The organism is Priestia sp. FSL W8-0524, from assembly GCF_038005965.1.
GTDB lineage: Bacteria > Bacillota > Bacilli > Bacillales > Bacillaceae_H > Priestia > Priestia zanthoxyli.
The window spans coordinates 2,778,486-2,794,289 of sequence record NZ_JBBOUG010000001.1 but is presented as its reverse complement, the minus strand read 5'-3'; the positions used below and the strand labels follow the sequence as shown (position 1 = coordinate 2,794,289).

17 protein-coding genes are annotated in these 15,804 nt (G+C 39.3%); 14 read left to right on the top strand and 3 right to left on the bottom strand.

The annotated features are described in order from the left end of the window. Positions 1-175 precede the first annotated feature (175 nt). From NST66_RS14235 to NST66_RS14225, 3 genes are read left to right on the top strand one after another with little or no spacing between them, the layout of a single operon-like run. Entirely contained in the window at positions 176-886 is a 711-nt protein-coding gene (locus NST66_RS14235; RefSeq protein WP_098625840.1) for a polysaccharide deacetylase family protein, read from the top strand. Positions 887-901: 15 nt separating this feature from the next. Next, positions 902-1,495, top strand: coding sequence for a DedA family protein (locus tag NST66_RS14230; protein WP_028412811.1), 594 nt, complete (start codon positions 902-904; stop codon positions 1,493-1,495). Then, positions 1,492-2,625 (top strand): MGDG synthase family glycosyltransferase, encoded by a 1,134-nt coding sequence (locus NST66_RS14225; RefSeq protein ID WP_028412812.1) that lies wholly within the window; start codon positions 1,492-1,494, stop codon positions 2,623-2,625. Before NST66_RS14230 ends, NST66_RS14225 begins: the two co-directional genes overlap by 4 nt. Before the next feature lie 226 nt (positions 2,626-2,851). Here the strand turns inward: NST66_RS14225 and NST66_RS14220 are convergent, their stop codons facing one another. Further along, complete coding sequence (locus tag NST66_RS14220) at positions 2,852-4,081, bottom strand: IS110 family transposase (RefSeq protein ID WP_050691787.1); 1,230 nt, start codon at positions 4,079-4,081, stop codon at positions 2,852-2,854. A 381-nt stretch (positions 4,082-4,462) separates the two neighbouring features. Between NST66_RS14220 and nfsA the strand changes: the two genes are divergently transcribed. Then, positions 4,463-5,212: an oxygen-insensitive NADPH nitroreductase gene (gene nfsA / locus NST66_RS14215; protein WP_028412813.1), complete on the top strand. Its 750-nt coding sequence runs from the start codon at positions 4,463-4,465 to the stop codon at positions 5,210-5,212. A gap of 428 nt (positions 5,213-5,640) precedes the next feature. Beyond that, positions 5,641-6,606, top strand: coding sequence for a 3D domain-containing protein (locus NST66_RS14210; RefSeq protein ID WP_080974263.1), 966 nt, complete (start codon positions 5,641-5,643; stop codon positions 6,604-6,606). 80 nt (positions 6,607-6,686) lie between these two features. Here the strand turns inward: NST66_RS14210 and NST66_RS14205 are convergent, their stop codons facing one another. Further along, on the bottom strand, positions 6,687-7,829 hold the full coding sequence (locus NST66_RS14205; RefSeq protein WP_340843440.1) for a C40 family peptidase: 1,143 nt from the start codon (positions 7,827-7,829) through the stop codon (positions 6,687-6,689). Between the two features lie 194 nt (positions 7,830-8,023). Here NST66_RS14205 and NST66_RS14200 point away from each other — a divergent pair, with 194 nt between their 5' ends. The 8 genes from NST66_RS14200 to NST66_RS14165 all read left to right on the top strand — a co-directional run bounded on the left by NST66_RS14200 (position 8,024) and on the right by NST66_RS14165 (position 14,174). Next, a complete protein-coding gene (locus NST66_RS14200; RefSeq protein WP_033579447.1) occupies positions 8,024-9,073 on the top strand; it encodes an anthranilate phosphoribosyltransferase in 1,050 nt (349 codons plus the stop codon). 152 nt (positions 9,074-9,225) lie between these two features. Further along, positions 9,226-9,528, top strand: a complete 303-nt coding sequence (locus tag NST66_RS14195) for an urease subunit gamma (protein WP_340843439.1) — start codon at positions 9,226-9,228, stop codon at positions 9,526-9,528. 13 nt (positions 9,529-9,541) lie between these two features. Next, positions 9,542-9,868 (top strand): urease subunit beta, encoded by a 327-nt coding sequence (locus NST66_RS14190; protein WP_340843438.1) that lies wholly within the window; start codon positions 9,542-9,544, stop codon positions 9,866-9,868. Position 9,869: 1 nt separating this feature from the next. Continuing rightward, entirely contained in the window at positions 9,870-11,579 is a 1,710-nt protein-coding gene (ureC, locus tag NST66_RS14185) for an urease subunit alpha (RefSeq protein ID WP_033579445.1), read from the top strand. Positions 11,580-11,588: 9 nt separating this feature from the next. Then, positions 11,589-12,035 (top strand): urease accessory protein UreE, encoded by a 447-nt coding sequence (gene ureE / locus NST66_RS14180; RefSeq protein WP_028412819.1) that lies wholly within the window; start codon positions 11,589-11,591, stop codon positions 12,033-12,035. Then, a complete protein-coding gene (locus NST66_RS14175) occupies positions 12,028-12,714 on the top strand; it encodes an urease accessory protein UreF (RefSeq protein ID WP_028412820.1) in 687 nt (228 codons plus the stop codon). The genes ureE and NST66_RS14175 overlap by 8 nt, the downstream gene beginning before the upstream one ends. 39 nt (positions 12,715-12,753) lie before the next feature. Continuing rightward, entirely contained in the window at positions 12,754-13,368 is a 615-nt protein-coding gene (ureG, locus tag NST66_RS14170) for an urease accessory protein UreG (protein ID WP_028412821.1), read from the top strand. Then, entirely contained in the window at positions 13,365-14,174 is an 810-nt protein-coding gene (locus NST66_RS14165) for an urease accessory protein UreD (RefSeq protein ID WP_048019020.1), read from the top strand. Before ureG ends, NST66_RS14165 begins: the two co-directional genes overlap by 4 nt. A gap of 254 nt (positions 14,175-14,428) precedes the next feature. Here NST66_RS14165 and NST66_RS14160 read toward each other — a convergent pair whose 3' ends face one another. Beyond that, positions 14,429-15,067 (bottom strand): HoxN/HupN/NixA family nickel/cobalt transporter, encoded by a 639-nt coding sequence (locus NST66_RS14160; protein ID WP_033579443.1) that lies wholly within the window; start codon positions 15,065-15,067, stop codon positions 14,429-14,431. A gap of 272 nt (positions 15,068-15,339) precedes the next feature. Here NST66_RS14160 and NST66_RS14155 point away from each other — a divergent pair, with 272 nt between their 5' ends. Continuing rightward, positions 15,340-15,801 carry a hypothetical protein gene (locus NST66_RS14155; RefSeq protein ID WP_033579442.1) on the top strand — a complete coding sequence of 154 codons (462 nt, stop codon included), beginning with the start codon at positions 15,340-15,342 and terminating at the stop codon, positions 15,799-15,801. Positions 15,802-15,804: the final 3 nt, after the last annotated feature.

Here is a 15,804-nt window from a genome sequence, read left to right as displayed (position 1 = left end):
GAAATTTTATGATATCATTTTATTTCCGGTATATCCTTGCAGAACAGCTATTTTTAGGTAAAGTATCAAATTATTTTAAAATTCCTGGCTTCTATCACAAAAAAATGAAACCAAAGTCTGAGTAAACCGTTATAATAAATGCAGGATTTAAATTCAAAAGGATGGTTAAAAGCATATGACTCGTTTTTTTATTGTTTTACTTTTCGTTCTAATGGTTATATGTGTATATACCATTATTTCGCAAACCCTTTACCGTCGCTATCATTCATCAGTCATAATAAAAGGGGCAAAAAAGCATAAAATAGCTATAACATTTGACGATGGGCCTCATCCTGTTTATACGCCAAAAATTTTGGACTTGTTCAAACTGCATGAAATGAAAGCTACTTTTTTTATTGTGGGAGAACTAGGGGAAAAACACCCGTCTATTTTAAACAGGATGATTGATGAAGGACATGAAGTAGCTATACATCATCATCGTCACGTGAGTGCATGGACGCAAACACCTTGGCAATTAAAAAGACACATTCATCAATGTGCACAGGTTATAGAGAAAGTAACAAATCAAAAGCCGCTTTTTTATCGTCCGCCGTGGGGACATTTAAATATGAGCAGTTTATTAATGGCCAAGCCATATCACCTCGTGATCTGGACAGGAATCTTTCAGGATTGGACACTAAAAACAACGAAAACGGCATTAGTTCAAAAACTAATGCGTAAAGTAGAAGATGGAGCCATTTTTGTTTTACACGATAATGGAGATACCCCGGGAGCAGATGAAAAAGCACCTGAAATGACGATTGCGGCGTTAGAAGAATTTTTACCTTACTTAAAACAGCAAGGGTATGAAAGTATAACCATGCAGCAATTGATGAATCAATCGTAAATAGAGGAGCGAGCAGTGGACTTAACAATTATTTCTCAGTATATACATTCCTATGGTTATATTGTTATTTTACTTGTACTTTTTTGTGGGATCGTTGGAATTCCAGCGCCTGAAGAATCATTTTTAATATTATTAGGCATGTTTATTGCCAAACATCAGCTGAACTTATACGAATCATCTCTTTTTGCTTTTTTAGGTGTTATAACTGGAATGCTTACTGCTTACGGGCTAGGAAGGTATGCGGGAACCCCATTTTTTGATAAATACGGAAAATACGTAGGGTTAACCAAAGAGAAAATTGAAGCGGCAAGCGGCAGCTACCATAAATATGGGATATGGACCATTTTATTTGGTTTATATATTCCAGGCTTACGTCAAATTAGCCCATATATGGCAGGAATAAGTCGCTATCCGTTTTTGCTTTATTTGCTGTTATCGGTGGTAGGCAGTCTAGTATGGGTCCTTTCTTTTCTCGTTCTAGGTTACTATGTAGGAGACCGGATTCATATTTCGTATATCATTATGGGAGCTGTAGCTTTTTTTGTTATTTATTTACTTATAAAAAGAAAAAGAAACCGAAAACGTCTTGAGAGGAGGGATGGTCAATGAGGAAGGTTCTGTTCTTGCCGCTTTTTCAGATGCCATCTGGTCATCACCAAGTAGCAGACGCCGTTATGGATGCCATCATGGAACGTTTTTCTCACGTTATTTGTCAAAAAATTGATTGTTTAAGCTATTGGAGCAAACCGCTTGAACAAATGATTTCATCGATATACATGAAATGGATTTCTGTTTTTCCAAAGCAGTTTGAAAAATTTTATTACGGGCATGTATACAAAAAAAACGACCATACGATGGATGATTTTGTCGTGAAAAAGTGGCCGATTATCGAATATCATATGAAGAAATTAATTGATGCAGAGCAGCCCGACGTCATTGTTTGCACACACAGCTTTCCTTCCTGTGTATTAAGCGGCTTAAAAGAAAAAGGAATCATTGATCTTCCTATTATAAACGTATACACCGACTTCTTAGTAAGCGACGTATGGGGTAAAAATGGAATCGAGCTTCACTGCGTGCCTGATCAGGATACGAAAGCATTTCTACAAAACGTTCACGGTGTAAAAGAGTCTTCTATTTATGTAACGGGCATTCCCGTTCATAAAGCGTTTTTAAAAAGACGGATTGACCATCTCATGCCACAGAAGCATATCCTGATTGCCGGCGGAAATTCGGGCCTTGGGAATGTACGCAAAATGCTTCAGCAGCTTCCGCAAAACTGTACGTATATGTATTATGTGCTGTGTGGAAAAAATAAAAAGTTGTATCAAGAACTAGTGAAACTAAACCACCCGAAAGTTAAAGCGGTCCCGTATGTAAAATCAAGAGAGAAAATGAATGATTTATATGAAGGAGCAGATGCCATTGTCACAAAAGCAGGAGGCGTTACAATTAGCGAAGCCCTTCATAAGAGACTACCTATTTTTATTCATTCATCTCTTCCCGGTCAAGAACAAATTAACATTGAATATCTAAAAGAAAAAGAGCTGCTGATACCGCTTAATGATGCTGAAGCCTTTGAACAGCAGCTTAAGAACATTTTAGAAAATGATGTGAAACGAAACCGGTTGATAAAACGAATGGACGAATATGTAGACAGCTTAGAAGTAAAAGTAGATCGCGTGCTTGCAGATCACTTTAAGCTGTATCGATATGAGACAAGTCAAAATCAATTTTAAGCAGAACATTGGTTATTTCTTTTTACATTCGATAAACTAACTGTAGATATAACATCTGTAGAAGGTTAAATGAAGTAAAAGACCTGCGGTAGTATGTCAACTGAAAAATGAAAGAACGTAAAGTTATCAAAGGGCAATTTACTTAAAAAAAGCATCACGAAACTAGACCAGTAACGAATGTTATTTACTGGAAAATATTTGAAAGGTAGCGATGACAAGTTTTATGTCATATTTTCACGCCCCTTTCTGGCGTAAAGAGTTGGTGACTGCGTAGTAGCGCATCCACCAATCGCACGAGTTTTCTTGCGGTTAGAACGAGTGCACGTTTGTGTTGATGTTTTGGTACTTCACTGTACTTTTTCACGTAGTAATCCCGGTAATCTGGAACTTGCTTTCGTACGGAGTTGGCGGCTTCAACTAAGTAATATCGCAAGTAGTGGTTACCGTTACGTGATAGGGACGTGTCTTCGGCAGTAAAGCGCCCAGACTGATGCTTTCGCCAGTATAGACCTGCGTATTTTGCTACTTTAGCTTCATCATCAAACCGGTCTATTTGGCCAATTTCAGCTATGATACCCGCAGCGAATACGGGACCAATTCCAGGGATGGATTCAAGCGTGTGTGTCAATCCAGCCATCAGTTTTTTGATCGCTTTGTCAATTTCTTTTATCTGCTTTTGGAAGGTGCGAATGACCTCGATCGAGGTCCCAAGTATCACATCCATGGAATCTTCCACTACCTTGTCCAAGCGATACGAAGATCGCACGGCTTTCTGAATGGAGGTTGCCACACATTTCGGGTCACCAAATCGGTTTTTCCCTTTCTCTTGAAGGAATGCTGCTAGTTCCTCCAGTGGTAGGTGGGCTAGTTCTTCCAAGCTGTATTTCTCTAAGAAAAGCTCCATCATTGCGTTACCGAAGACCGAGGAGTCTACTTCTTGAGAGAAAGTATTACACTTATAGCTTAGGTGTTGAAGAAAATGCTGCTTTTCTTTTGTCATCATACGAATGAGTTGGTAACGGGACCGAGTCAGTTGTTGTAAGGCCACGTATTGGCTTTCTTTGACCACTGACATCTGGTTACGTCCAAAACGTAAGTAATCCGCAATGATAAAGGCATCGATTTCATCTGTTTTGTTCATGTCCGAATAGCTTTTCTTAAAATTAGCTATTTGTTTAGGGTTCATGACAAACACCTTGGCACCGAAGACTTTTAAGTCTTCATCATGATGGAGAAACATCGACGGGTGAAAACTATAGACCGATGTAGATTCTAAGCCAATCTTTAAGACGTCAACTTCTTGATCGCCTATGCAGTCCAATAAACGCTCTTTAAGCAACGTCGCGCCTGGTAAGTCATTGGTGACGGTAAAGGCATTCAGCTTTTCTCCTTCACCATTTAAAATGCATACTTTCATATCAAACGAACTTACATCTAAACCAACAAATAATCTCACGGGAGAGACCTCCTTTCGATTTAGAATCACTTGGCATTTCCTTGGACGTCTCGAGATATCTCTAGTGTGTACGCCGACCAACAACCTCGTGTATCAGAGCTTCCCCTGCATTCGAAAGCCGCCATAGAGCTACTACCCTCTAGGTTCGAATGACAGGCTGCTCAGCCTGCGAGTAGGGAGTCCCGCGCGTTCACTGAGAAACAGTCTTACATTGTGGTTAATCCACAGGAGAAAGAAGAATTGTCCCAAATGATCCTATGATCATTATCTAGAAATATCTTGAGACGTCCAAGTAATATGTTATTTAGTTTATTAATTAATATGGAAACAGATCTTAGCTCCTAAATAGGGCTTAAATATAATATACGAGGAGATTATAATATGAACTCAGTTATTGAAACGATTTTAAATCATCGTTCTATTCGCAAATATGAAGACAAACCATTGTCGGAAGAGCAAATTCAGACGATTGTAGAAAGCGCACAGGCAGCTTCCACATCAAGCTATATTCAAGCGTACTCCATTATTGGAGTAAAAGATAAAGAAACGAAGCGAAAGCTTGCCCAATTAGCAGGAAATCAGCCTTACGTAGAAACAAATGGACACTTCTTTGTATTTTGCGCTGACTTTCATCGTCATGATGTCATTGCAGAAATGGAGAAAAAAGATTTATCGACAGCGCTCGAAAGCACAGAGCAGTTCATGGTAGCTATTATTGACGTTGCCCTTGCTGCGCAAAATGCAACGCTTGCTGCTGAATCAATGGGACTTGGAGCTTGTTATATTGGCGGTTTGCGTAACGAATTAGAAGAAGTAAGCAAATTGTTAAAACTGCCTCATCATGTAATCCCGTTATTTGGTCTAACGGTTGGACATCCAGCGGGTATGACGGATAAAAAGCCGCGCTTACCATTTAAACATGTGTATCATGAAGAAACATATGAGCCAAACCATGAGCAGACGAAAAAAGAATTAACGACGTATAACGAAGAAATTTCTGCTTATTACAACGAACGAACAAATGGCAAACGCCAAGACACATGGACTGGTCAAATGGCTGAAATGCTTTCCAATCCTAAGCGTATGTATATGAAAGAATTTGTTGAAAAGCAAGGATTTAATAAGAAATAAAAAGGCTGGGACACAAGTAGTTTAGCCGAATTGAAAAGCGAACCGCTCATCAGAATCTTTGATGAGCGGTTCGCTTTTTTTGTTATGGTGAACATAGGTTTCATTTATGTAGTTCCTTCTAGCAGTTGACTGGATTCATTTCCAACCTCTTTTTTGTTACGAAAAAACTTAATATACCCGTTAAATGGTCAATAAAAAAGAAGAGGCATAGCCAGCAATGATAGAGAAATTTAACTATTTTGGTTAAAACAACAATAAAAAGCAGTAAAAAGTAGAAACGTTTCATCATATAGCCAAATTATCAGAAATATTACGTTTAAACGTTCCTTTTTGTTAAGTTTTGTAATAAAAGTAGCATGGCTCTGTAACGGCTGTGAAATGTGAGGATGATATCATTCAATCATTGAGTAAATAAGGAGGTATTCGTAATGAAAAAATTTATATTTACTCTAGGAACAACAGCAATCCTTTCAGCGGGATTTGTAGGTGCAGCTTCTGCTTCTACAAGCGGAACGTATCACGTAGAAAAAGGTGATACGTTATGGAAAGTCGCTCAAAAGCACAGCGTGAGCGTAGACGAGCTAAAAGATGCAAATAACTTAACATCTAATATTATTTATCCAAATCAAGAATTAAACGTAGCTACTATAAAAGAAATGACGCACAAAGTTCAGCAAGGAAATACATTATGGTCCATCAGTCAGCAATACGGCGTGACGGTAGATCAAATTAAAGAATGGAACGGACTGAAGTCAGATTTAATTTATCCTGGCGAACAACTAAAAATTCAGTCTCCAAACGGCCAAGCTCAGCAATCAAGCCCTTCAGTAGCCCAAGCTGCTCCAGAAACTCAGCAAGCTCAAGCGCCGGCTGAACAAACTCAAGAAGAACAGCAGCAAGCTCAAGCTGAACAAGCTCAAAAAGAACAGCAGCAAGCTCAAGCTGAACAAGCTCAAAAAGAGCAGCAGCAAGCTCAAGCTGAACAAGCTCAAAAAGAACAGCAGCAAGCTCAAGCTGAACAAGCTCAAAAAGAGCAGCAGCAAGCTCAAGCTGAACAAGCTCAAAAACAACAACAACCTGCTGAATCGTCACAACAAGCCAGCGGCAAATCAATGACAGTTGAAGCAACTGCCTATACGGCTAATTGTGCTGGATGTAGCGGTACAACTGCTACAGGAGTGGATTTAAAAGCAAATCCAAACCAAAAAGTAATCGCTGTTGATCCTAGTGTTATTCCGTTAGGTTCGAAAGTTTATGTAGAAGGCTATGGTGAAGCTGTAGCTGCCGATACAGGTGGAGCAATTAAAGGCAATCGAATCGATGTATTCGTTCCTTCTGAAGGTGATGCTCAACAGTTCGGAAGAAAATCTGTTAAAATCACGGTTATGAACTAAGAAGTTCTTTATAAAATTGCTAGTCTAGTATAGAAATACATAGCTAGTAAAACAAAAGAGGTGCCTTATGGCACCTCTTTTTACTTTATAATACGCTTTGCGCCCGCATAGCTGTTTTTCCAGTACGCTGTTGAAAGTGATTGCGTTTTAACGCCTTTGCTGCTGACATAAATGAATTCTTGTTTGTCTAGGTAAATTCCTACGACTGAAACGGATTTGCCGTTTTTAAAGAAAACTAAATCTCCAGCCTGCAGACTGTTTTGCTTTACGTCCGTTCCGCTTTTATACTGATCTGCTACTGTACGGGGGATAGAAATAGTTGAACCCGCGTTTTTATATACATACTGTGTGTACCCTGATACATCAAAACCTTTTGGTGTTGTGCCTCCATATTTATATGGCTTTCCGATCAGTGTTTTAGCATACGATACAATTTGCTGCTGTTTTGTACTAACAGAAGTTTGAGGTGCTGGAGCCGGCGAAGGTGCGCTTGCACTTTTCACTTTCAGCACTTGTCCAACTTTTAGCGCATCTGTTTTTAAATTGTTTAATTTTTTTAATTCAGCTACCGTCATGCCGTACTTTTTAGCGACTGCTGTCAGCGTGTCTCCTTTTTTCACCGTGTAGGTGCCATTGCTATCAGCGGGTGTAGATGGAGCTGTTGGTGAAGGTTGAATATCTTCATCAAGCAAATAACTCATATTTGCGCTAAACGTTACTTTTCGCTTCGTTTTATAGCTCTTCGCTTTTTGCTGAAATTGCGTATTGTATGCGTTGATTTCTTTTTCAAAATTTGCAGAGATCTTATTAAATTCCGCGTCACTTACATCTCCATACGCATAGTCTTCAAGATCCACAATGTAATTGTAAAGAGCAATTAAACTATCATATAAATACCCTTGAAGCTGATCAGCTTCTGAATTAAGATGATTCATCGCGTAATTTTTATCGGTCTTTGTTAGAAACTGGTCAATTTGATCTGCAAGCTGATCATATGCGGCTAACGCTTTTTCGTCATCTTTTATTCCTTCAATTTCTTTTAGCTTTTTTTCTACGGTTTTATAAAATGGTGCGTAATAATCTGCTAGCGAATTAACGTCTTTTTGATAAACGCTGACAGAAGAAGCAGCATAAGCAGAGTGACTAAAAACAGGCGTTGTCACCGATGCTCCTACTAAAACGGATCCCGCTATAAATGGTACAAGTAGTTTCTCTTTTTTCATTTGTAAAGTCCCCCAAATATCCAAATAATAGTATAGCAGATAGATTATACTATATTAGGTTATAAAAGAACTAGTACTTTTCCTTTAATTTCATATTTTTTAGCAGTTTGCGTACCTGATAGAAGATAATCTAAGGAACAAAGGAAATATGTGATACAATGTACAAATATTCAGTTAAAAAGGAAGTGTACGATATGCAACAATTTATCAAAGAAATAGCGCGCGGAAAAAGAGGATCAACTGACTTAACGTATGAACAAGCAAAAGAAGCAGCTCGCTTAATCGCTTCTGGACAAGCTACGGATGCTCAGGTCGCTGCTTTTTTTATTGCGGAACGCATTAAAACCGAAAATGCAGATGAACTATTGGGATTCGTTCATGCTTTTCGTGAAAAAACAAAAGAGATACCGCTGTCTCAGCCGTTAAAAGATAAATCAATTGATTTTGCAAGCCCTTATGCAGGGAGAAATTCATTTTTTGCGACCATTCCTGTATCGATTTTATTAGCTGAAAGAGGTGTGCCAGCTTTTTTACACTGTACAGAAGCGCTTCCTCCAAAGTTTGGAACAACGATTGAAGATGTACTTCATTCATTACAGATCCCTCAAGCTCAAACGATTGAAGACATCGGTCATACGTTAGAAACATTAAAAATTGGCTTTGTAAATGCTGAAACAATCTCTTATCCTCTTAGTCGCATCAAACAAATTCGTCATGAAATTGGCGTAAGAACACTAATTAATACGGTTGAAAAACTATTAAATTTATCAAATGCTTCTTCTTTAATGATGGGCGCTTTTCACCGCACGGCCATTAACAAAATTGTGCCCATTTTTGCTTCGCTCCCGTTTAAACATGTATACGTGGTGCAAGGTATAGAAGGATCTGAAGATGTACCTGTACATAGAAGCAGCTTTGTTTTTACTATTTCAGAAGGAGAGATGGAGTCGTTTATTGTCAATCCAAAAGAATACGGACTGTTTGTGGAAGAGGAACACTTTGAAAAGAAAATAAGTGTTGAAAAACAAGCGGCATATGTGACGCGCATTTTGGAGGGTGAATCTTCTTCCGAACTGACTTATGTCTATAATCAAGTAGTATTAAACGCCGGCTTGCGCTATTATTTATTTGGCTATGAAACTTCTATTGAAAAAGGAGTAGACTATGCAAAACGTCAGCTAGCTGAAGGTCTGGGTTGGAAACACCTGCAGCAATGGAAAACACAAGTGATTTCAGAAGAGTAAAAGGTGAGCAAATATGCTCATCTTTTTTTATCGAAAGATATAAATCCTTTGTTTTTTATCAGAAAATTTAATATAATTAGTTGTGTGTTTGCGTTAGAAAATATCACATTTGATGTTAATAAGAAAATAGATTAGCAGAAAGGAAGCTTTCATTGAAACTTACGTCGAGAGAACAAGAAAAATTAATGATTGTCGTAGCTGCAGACTTAGCAAGACGCCGTCAGACAAGAGGATTAAAACTTAACTATCCCGAGGCAGTAGCGATTATTACATATGAAATTATGGAAGGAGCTCGCGATGGCAAGACGGTAGCACAGCTAATGCGAGAAGGTACCAAGATTTTAAAACGAGAAGATGTAATGGAAGGTATTCCGGAAATGATTCATGATATTCAAGTAGAAGCTACCTTTCCAGACGGAACCAAGCTCGTCACTGTTCACAATCCAGTTCGTTAAGAGGAGGGAAAATATGATTCCAGGGGAATACGTCTTAAAAAAAGAACCGATCACATGTAATAACAGAAAGCAATCGATTAGCGTGACTGTAATCAATAGAGGCGACCGCCCCGTTCAAGTAGGTTCACATTTTCATTTTTTTGAAGTGAATGCCGCGCTCCAATTCCCCCGCGAAGCTGCGCTTGGCTATCATTTAAATATTCCAGCCGGTACAGCCGTTCGCTTTGAGCCAGGTGATGCAAAAGAAGTAGAGCTGGTTGCTTTCTCCGGAACAAGAGAAATTTACGGTCTGAACAATAAAACAAACAGATCGCTTTCTGATAGAAAGGAAGATGCATAAGATGAGTTTTCAAATGTCGCGACGTCAGTATGCAGATATGTTTGGACCAACCGTTGGAGATGCTGTTCGTTTAGCAGACACAGAGCTATTTATTGAAATTGAAAAAGATTTCACAACCTACGGAGATGAAGTGAAGTTTGGCGGAGGAAAAGTGATTCGTGACGGAATGGGGCAGCACCCTCTTGCAACGCGAAGTGAAGCAGCGGACTTAGTGTTGACAAATGCCATTATCGTTGATTATACAGGCATATATAAAGCAGATATTGGAATAAAAGATGGACTCATTCAAACTATTGGAAAAGCGGGTAATCCGCTGTTGATGGATGAAGTAGACATCATCATTGGTGCGAGTACGGAAGTAATTGCAGCTGAAGGGAAAATTGTAACCGCCGGCGGTATTGATGCGCATATTCATTTCATTTGTCCGCAGCAAATTGAAACCGCCCTTGCCTCTGGCGTGACAACGATGATTGGAGGAGGAACAGGACCTGCTACAGGAACAAAGGCTACCACTTGTACACCCGGAGCGTGGCATATCGAACGAATGCTTGAAGCCGCTGAAGCATTTCCGATGAATATTGGCTTTTTAGGAAAAGGAAATGCAAGTGCGAAAGAGCCTTTAATTGAACAAATTAAAGCAGGAGCAATTGGACTAAAGCTTCACGAAGACTGGGGAACCACGGCATCTGCCATCGACACAAGCCTGCAAGTAGCAGACGAGTACGATGTTCAAATTGCGATTCATACAGATACTTTAAATGAAGGCGGCTTTGTTGAAGATACGATTGCAGCAATTGGTGATCGAGTCATTCATACCTACCATACTGAAGGAGCTGGAGGCGGGCATGCACCTGATATTATGGAAATGGCAAGCTTTCCAAACGTGCTTCCATCATCAACTAATCCAACAAGACCCTATACGGTCAACACGCTTGAAGAGCATTTAGATATGCTCATGGTATGTCATCATCTTGATCCTGCTGTACCAGAAGACATCGCTTTTGCTGATTCCCGCATTCGCAAAGAAACGATTGCAGCTGAAGATATTTTACACGATTTAGGTGTATTCAGTATGATTTCTTCAGATTCTCAAGCAATGGGACGTGTAGGAGAAGTGATTACACGAACGTGGCAAACAGCTGATAAGATGAAAAAGCAGCGAGGAAAAATTGATGGTGACAGCGAAGTCGGCGATAACGCACGTGTCAAACGCTATGTAGCTAAATATACGATTAATCCAGCTATCGCTCATGGAATTTCCGAATACGTAGGATCGGTAGAAACAGGGAAAATAGCTGACTTAGTCCTATGGGAGCCAGCGTTTTTTGGAATAAAGCCTGACTTGATTGTAAAAGGCGGTTTAATTGCTCACAGCTTAATGGGAGACCCTAACGCTTCAATTCCAACCCCACAGCCGGTCTTATATCGTCCGATGTTTGCTTCTTGTGGAAAAGCAAGAGCTAAAACCTCCGTTACGTTTGTGTCAAAAGCAGCGTATGAGAACAAAGTGGGCGAAAAACTAGGGTTACAAAAGCTGCTTAAACCAGTAAAAGATATTCGTCAGTTAAAAAAAACAGATATGAAGTTAAATGGAGAAATGCCCAAGGTTGAAGTTGATCCCCAAACGTACGAAGTAAAAATAGATGGACAAATGATTACATGTGAAGCGGCAGAAGTTGTGCCTATGGCGCAGCGATACTTTTTATTTTGAGGTGAAAAAATGGTAATCGAAAAAATTATCGGAAATATAGCAACATTAGAAAAACGAGCTCCACATATAGAAAAGGTATATATCGAAAGTGATCACTTAGTAAAACGCGTTCAGCGCGTTGTAACAGATCACGGTAAGGAACTCGGAATTCGTCTGAAAGAAAACCGCGAGTTAGTTGATGGCGATGTACTATTTATGGATGAAAGCAATATGATTGTTGTGCAAGTTCTGGCAGACGATATTTTGACCATTCAGCCGATTGATATTCAGCAGATGGGAGAAATTGCTCATCAGCTTGGGAACCGCCATTTGCCGGCGCAGTTTGAAGGTGGAGACATGCTTGTACAGTACGATTATTTAGTCGAAGAATTGCTTCAGCAGCTCAACATTCCCTATAAGCGCGAAAAAAGAAAAGTAAAACAAGCTTTTAAGCATATCGGACATAGTCATGACTAATTCATTGCTTTCGCTGATTCAACTATGTGATTCAAATTTCCCATCGGGTGCATTTTCGCATTCGTTTGGTTTTGAAACGTATATTCAGCGAAATCAAATTTACGACACAGAAACCTTTCAAGAAGCGCTTCGTACATACCTTGATGTTCAGCTGACGTATACGGACGGCTTAGCATGCAGGCTGGCTTATGAGTATGCTGTTCGTGACCAGTTTAACGAAATTATGAGAATTGATCATGAACTATACGCTCTTGCTTTGTCAAAAGAAACAAGAGAAGGGACAAGACGGGTGGGCCAGCGCATGTTAAAGCTTTGCTTAGAGTTATTTCAAGGCTCTTATTTAGAAAAGTATATGAGTGAAGTAAAAGCAAAGAAGGCGTACGGACATCCTGCTGTTGTATTTGCATTAGCCAGCCTGCAATTAAACATTACAAAAGAAGAGGCAATTTTAAGTCATTTGTACGCTAGCATCTCTTCATTAATTCAAAATGCTGTTCGCGGCATACCAATCGGCCAAACCGATGGGCAAAAAACGCTCGTTCTTTTTCAGCCGCTGCTGCAGCAAGCGCTTCAGCATATTTTGCAAGCAGATCAAGAGGAATTTGGTGCCGTGACACCAGGGTTAGAAATTGCTCAAATGCAGCATGAACAACTGCATGTTCGATTGTTCATGTCATAAAAAAGGAGGGAAGGCCTTCGAATGATGAAGGCATAAAAAATGGATGCAATTAAAATTGGAATTGGTGGACCTGTTGGTGCAGGAAAAACAATGTTAGTAGAACGATTAACGCGTGCGCTAGAAGGGCAGCTCAGTATGGCAGTCATTACAAACGATATTTATACAAAAGAAGATGCACAGTTTCTAGTAAAAAACAGTATTTTGCCAGAAAATCGTATCGTAGGAGTAGAAACAGGAGGATGTCCTCATACAGCTATTCGAGAAGATGCATCCATGAACTTTGCTGCAATTGATGAGTTAGTGGAACGTCACCCCGATGTTGAACTTATTTTTGTAGAAAGCGGAGGAGATAATTTAGCCGCAACGTTTAGCCCAGAGCTCGTTGATTTTTCAATTTATATCATCGATGTAGCACAAGGAGAAAAAATCCCGCGTAAAGGCGGTCAAGGAATGATTAAATCTGATTTATTCATTATCAACAAAACAGATTTAGCCCCATATGTAGGAGCCAGTTTAGAAGTAATGGAAAAAGATACAATCCAAGCGAGAGGGCACAAGCCTTTTGTTTTCACCAATTTAAAAGAAGATAAAGGGCTCAATCAAGTGATAGAATGGATCAAAAAAGAGGCCTTTTTAATCGGCCTTGAATCATGAGCTACACGGGTTATTTAGAGCTTCGTGCAGAAAGAAACAGTGAGCGAACGGTTATTAAAGATACTTATCATTACGGGGCTTTCAAAGTTGCCAGACCTATTTACATGACTCCTGAATCACCTTTTGTTTATATGCTTCACGTAGGCGGGGGATACGTGAGCGGAGACAAATACAAAACGATGATAACGGTCGAGAAAAATGCTCAGCTGACTGCTACTACTCAATCTGCGACAAAGGTGTACAAAACACCGAACGCAGCTGTTTTACAAGAAACGTGCATAACCCTTGAAGAACAATCCATCATGGAATATATACCAGACCCGCTTATTTTGTATGAAAATGCTGCATTTGTCCAAGAAATAACGGTCCATATGGCAGAAAACGCTGCTTTGTTTATGTGTGACAGCATCACCCCGGGGTGGTCGCCGGATGGGCAGCTGTTTCAATATACCTCTATGCGTTCCAAGCTGAAACTGTATGTAAACAAGCAGCTGAAGGTATACGATCACTTATACTTGAAGCCAGAAAACCATCTGCGCGGCATGATGAAAATGGAAGGGTATACTCATTTTGGATCAATTATTATTGTTCATCCAAACGCCGACGACGCATTTATAGCGAAAGTACATCAGCTGTGCGAAGAGGCAGGCTGTAAAGCAGGAGCTTCCGCACTTCCGATTTCCGGATGTGCTATTCGAATACTAGCTGCTAGTACACAAGAAGTGGAAGAGATAATCGTCAAAGTATACGGATTGTTCCGGCAGGAGTTATTAAAAGCTGAAGTATCACTTTTGCGTAAGTATTAAAGTGCCTGTACAAAAGTATAGTAGTTAAAGAAAAATCCGAACGAGCTGAACTCTTGATAGAGAATCAAATTCGTTCGGATTTTTTATTGGTAGGGTGAACGTAGGTTTCCCGTATGTAGTTCGTTCTAGCCGTTGATTAGAGGACAAAGCGAAGTCTTGCACAGAAATCAACAGCTGTGGAACAAGCAGTCCAGATCATTTATCCTACTTATTCGTCTTTAGATTGAATTATTTTCATTATGTTTTATTCTCTGTTAGAACCACAGACTAAATAATCCGTCGCTTACACCTAAATTATACATATAATAGAGGCCAAATATAATGCTGACAGCACCTGTTACCTGCATCAAACAGCGGTTTAACGTCACTTGCTTTTTAGTTGTAACGAATGGAATTCCAATAACCGTCGTAAATAACAGCATGCCAAGACAAGTGCCGATTCCAAAAATGATAATGTACAGCGCACCTTGCCATACGTGAGTAACGGTGCTCATCGTTACTACAACCATCGCTGCGCTTCCGGCCAGTCCATGAACAAAGCCAATGCCTAATGACTTTAAGTAAGACGTTTTTTCGTGATGCGTATGCACTTGTTTTTTGTAAGACAGAAACGATGTAAAACCGAGATAAACGAGCATAATGCCCACTAAAAATTCAAGTGACATGCTCATACGTTCAGAAATACTGCTTTTTAACACTATTAAAATCATGCCAAAAATAAACAGCGTAAGCGTATGACCAATCCCCCAGTATACTCCTGCAAGCGAAGAGCGCCACAGCTTTTTACTTTTTGAAGCAATGGTTGATACAGCGATAATGTGATCTGGTTCTAGAGCATGCTTGATTCCTAAAAAAAATCCTAGTATTAAAATTGAAAAAAAACTTGTTTCCATGTCAGCTTTCTCATCCTTTCGTACGTATAAAACTAGTATATCGCACGCTTTTGTTTTAATAAACAGAAAATTCTAAACGAAAATGTCTGGTTGAATAGCTAAAACATTTATCAATTTACAATAAGTTACAAATATTAAAGGAGATGTAGTATAAAAATTTTACATTTACAAAAACTATAAGTAAATTATTGTGAGGTTGATAACTATGGACAAAATTTCTACTGATATCATGCTGTGGAGTTCTTTTATACGTCAAAATGTTGGGATAGAACGTGACTAGACTAGAAGCTCTTTTATGGAGCATTGCGTTGCCAGGCTTTGGACAATTACTAAACAAAAAACATATAAAAGGAATTTTGTTTATTGTACTTGAATTTCTCATTAATATGGGCGCAAATTTTAATGAAGGCATTCGCTTAAGCTTTTTGGGGGAAACAAAGCAATCCCTCGAGGTAATGAACATGCAGTGGTTAATGTTTTATCCATGTTTATATTTTTTTGCAATTTGGGATGCTGTTAAAGAAGCAGAAAACGGCGCATCAAGATTTACATTTATTCCTTTTGTCTCCTGTGCTTATTTTGTTACAGTAGGCATTATGTATTCCTCAGTGACAACCATCAACGGTGTTTTTATAGGCCCAATTTGGCTCCCTATGCTGTCTGTTGTACCGGGACTGGTTATTGGACTCATTGCCAAAAAGCTATTAGAAGTGTATATACATAAGAAAAAATAAACG

Bases quoted from the DNA above. Each gene is read 5' to 3' on its own strand.
- NST66_RS14175 (WP_028412820.1), top strand. From the start codon at position 12,028: ATGACTAATTCATTGCTTTCGCTGATTCAACTATGTGATTCAAATTTC.
- NST66_RS14210 (WP_080974263.1), top strand. From the start codon at position 5,641: ATGAAAAAATTTATATTTACTCTAGGAACAACAGCAATCCTTTCAGCG.
- NST66_RS14205 (WP_340843440.1), bottom strand. From the start codon at position 7,829: ATGAAAAAAGAGAAACTACTTGTACCATTTATAGCGGGATCCGTTTTA.
- NST66_RS14190 (WP_340843438.1), top strand. From the start codon at position 9,542: ATGATTCCAGGGGAATACGTCTTAAAAAAAGAACCGATCACATGTAAT.
- ureE (WP_028412819.1), top strand. From the start codon at position 11,589: ATGGTAATCGAAAAAATTATCGGAAATATAGCAACATTAGAAAAACGA.
- NST66_RS14200 (WP_033579447.1), top strand. From the start codon at position 8,024: ATGCAACAATTTATCAAAGAAATAGCGCGCGGAAAAAGAGGATCAACT.
- NST66_RS14225 (WP_028412812.1), top strand. From the start codon at position 1,492: ATGAGGAAGGTTCTGTTCTTGCCGCTTTTTCAGATGCCATCTGGTCAT.
- NST66_RS14235 (WP_098625840.1), top strand. From the start codon at position 176: ATGACTCGTTTTTTTATTGTTTTACTTTTCGTTCTAATGGTTATATGT.
- NST66_RS14160 (WP_033579443.1), bottom strand. From the start codon at position 15,067: ATGGAAACAAGTTTTTTTTCAATTTTAATACTAGGATTTTTTTTAGGA.
- ureC (WP_033579445.1), top strand. From the start codon at position 9,870: ATGAGTTTTCAAATGTCGCGACGTCAGTATGCAGATATGTTTGGACCA.
- ureG (WP_028412821.1), top strand. From the start codon at position 12,754: ATGGATGCAATTAAAATTGGAATTGGTGGACCTGTTGGTGCAGGAAAA.
- NST66_RS14165 (WP_048019020.1), top strand. From the start codon at position 13,365: ATGAGCTACACGGGTTATTTAGAGCTTCGTGCAGAAAGAAACAGTGAG.
- nfsA (WP_028412813.1), top strand. From the start codon at position 4,463: ATGAACTCAGTTATTGAAACGATTTTAAATCATCGTTCTATTCGCAAA.